The 2,649-nt window shown below is 70.9% G+C and carries 2 protein-coding genes and 1 pseudogene; all 3 read right to left on the bottom strand.

The window, feature by feature from the left end:
- Nucleotides 1-1,359: MtrAB system histidine kinase MtrB (gene mtrB / locus HW445_RS25960; RefSeq protein WP_308799930.1), on the bottom strand; the 1,359-nt coding region annotated here is incomplete at its 3' end.
- Between the two features lies 1 nt (nt 1,360).
- Entirely contained in the window at nt 1,361-2,050 is a 690-nt protein-coding gene (gene mtrA / locus HW445_RS25955; protein ID WP_277350888.1) for a two-component system response regulator MtrA, read from the bottom strand.
- Between the two features lie 136 nt (nt 2,051-2,186).
- Nucleotides 2,187-2,649 (bottom strand): annotated as a pseudogene (locus HW445_RS25950) (S-methyl-5-thioribose-1-phosphate isomerase); the annotation flags it as partial.

Raw genomic sequence — 2,649 nt, 5'->3', positions numbered from 1 at the left:
CTTGCCCTCGCCGTGTTCGACCGCGTTGACGACCAGATTGCGCAGCACCCGCTCCACCCGCCGGGCGTCGAACTCGGCGACGACCGGCTGCTGGTCGCCCACCACGCGTATCCGCGTGCCCTTGCGCTCGGCCAGCGGCTCCGCGCCGCCCACCACGCGCCGCACCACGTCCCGCAGGTCGGTCGGCTCGGCCTCCAGCGCGGCGGCGCCCGCGTCGAACCGGCTGATCTCCAGCAGATCGGCCAGCAGCGACTCGAACCGGTCGAGCTGGTCGGCGAGGAGTTCCGCGGACCGCGCGGTCACCGGATCGAAGTCCTCCCGCGCCTCGTGGATGACGTCCGCCGCCATCCGCACCGTGGTCAGCGGGGTACGCAGTTCGTGGGAGACGTCGGAGACGAACCGCCGCTGCATCCGCGACAACTCCTCCAACTGCTGGATCTTCAGCTGAAGGTTCTGCGCCATCTTGTTGAAGGCCTCGCCGAGCCGCGCGATGTCGTCCTCACCGGTGACCTTCATGCGTTCCTGCAGACGCCCGGCCGACAGCCGCTCGGCGACCCCGGCCGCCATCCGCACCGGCGTGACCACCTGGCGCACCACCAGCCAGGCGATGGCGCCGAGCAGCACCACCACGAACACCCCGGCGGTCGCCAGCGTGGTCTTGACCAGGCTCAGCGACTTCTCCTCCTGCGTCAGCGGGAAGAGGAAGTACAGCTGGTACGGCTCACCGTCCGGATCGTTGATCTGCTTGCCGATGACCAGCGCCGGCTGGGAGGACTTGCCCTCCTTGTACACGACCCGCGTGTAGCTCTGCGCGGCCAGCGGACTGTGCTCCAGGCGCTCCCGCAACGCCTCCGGTATCGACGCGTTGGCGTCGACGGTGCCGGAGGAACGCGGGCTGGCAAAGGCGTCCGCGACCGGCAGGGTCACCACGTCGTAGGCTCCCTGACCACCGCTGGACAGGGCGTCGACCAGGTCGTTGGTCCACTGGACCGGGCTCGGCGAGGCCGCCTCGTCCGCCCCGGACACCTCGGCCGCCGCGCCGCCCGACGTCAGGCTCGCCGCCTCGTCCGCACGCACCTTGGCCGCCGCGAAACCGCCGACCGCCTGGCTCTGCGCGGCGTTCACCTTCGCGTCGAGCAGGCCGTTGCGGACCTGCCCGATCACCACGAAGCCCAGCATCAGCACCACGCCGAGCGACATCAGCAGCGTGGTGACGATCACCTTGAGCTGGATGTTGCGCCGCCACAGACGTATGACGGGCAGCAGAGGCCGGCGGACCCAGCGCAGCAACAGCCTCAGGACCGGACTGCCCTGGACGCCGCCCTGCAGCAGCCCGCCCGAGAGCAGAACCGCGGGCACGTCAGCTCGGCCCGGCCTTGTAGCCGACACCGCGCACGGTCACCACGATCTCCGGATGCTCCGGATCCTTCTCGACCTTGGAGCGCAGACGCTGCACATGCACGTTGACCAGCCGGGTGTCCGCGGCGTGGCGGTAACCCCACACCTGCTCCAGCAGCACCTCGCGGGTGAAGACCTGCCACGGCTTGCGGGCGAGCGCGACCAGCAGGTCGAACTCCAGCGGCGTCAGCGCGATGGCCTGGCCGTCCCGCTTCACCGAGTGCCCGGCCACGTCGATCACCAGGTCACCGATGGTCAGCTGCTCGGGAGCGGGCTCCTCCGACCTCCGCAGCCGCGCCCGGATACGGGCCACCAGCTCCTTCGGCTTGAACGGCTTCACCACGTAGTCGTCGGCGCCGGACTCCAGCCCGACCACCACGTCCACGGTGTCGCTCTTCGCGGTCAGCATCACGATCGGCACACCCGACTCCGCCCGGATCTGCCGGCACACCTCGATGCCGTCCCTCCCGGGCAGCATCAGGTCCAGCAGCACCAGATCGGGCTTCGCCTCCCGGAAAGCGGCCAGCGCCTTGTCGCCGTCGGCCACGAACGCAGGCTCGAAGCCTTCCCCTCGCAGCACGATTCCGAGCATCTCGGCCAGTGCGGTGTCGTCATCGACGACAAGGACTCGTCCCTTCATAAACCACATCATCCCATTCCGATAACGGTGACCGGGACGCTTGGTGAGCGAGGTCACGTGTGGTCCACCCCGCGCCGCCCACACCGGCACGACCGTGGTCCGTACCCGGAACCGTACGCGGACGCCTCCCGGCACGCACCGCCGGACCCTACGCCCCGCCCTCCAGGGCGGCGATGCCCTCCGCCGTCACCGGCGACAGCACCCCCCGGTCGGTGACGATCGCCGTCACCAGCTCCGCCGGCGTCACGTCGAACGCCGGGTTGTACGCCTGCGTCCCCAGCGGAGCCACCACCGCACCCCCGATCTCGGTCACCTCACGCCCCGCCCGCTGTTCCACCTCGACCGACGCCCCGTCCGGCGTCCCCACGTCCACCGTCGTCCACGGCGCCACCACCAGGAACGGCACATGGTGGTACCGCGCCAGCACCGCCAGCGGATACGTCCCCACCTTGTTGGCCACCGACCCGTCCGCCGCGATCCGGTCCGCCCCCACCACCACGGCGTCCACCTCCCCCGCCGCGAACAGCGAACCCGCCGCGCCGTCGGCGAGCAGCGTGTACGCCATCCGCTGCCGCGCCGCCTCCCACGCGGTCAGCCGCGCGCCCTGCAGC

Source organism: Streptomyces sp. UH6, from assembly GCF_013421635.1.
GTDB classification, from domain to species: domain Bacteria; phylum Actinomycetota; class Actinomycetes; order Streptomycetales; family Streptomycetaceae; genus Streptomyces; species Streptomyces abyssomicinicus.
The sequence above is the reverse complement of the archived record's forward strand: the minus strand, read 5'-3'. Positions and strand labels throughout refer to the sequence as shown.

Bases quoted from the DNA above. Each gene is read 5' to 3' on its own strand.
- mtrA (WP_277350888.1), bottom strand. From the start codon at position 2,050: ATGATGTGGTTTATGAAGGGACGAGTCCTTGTCGTCGATGACGACACC.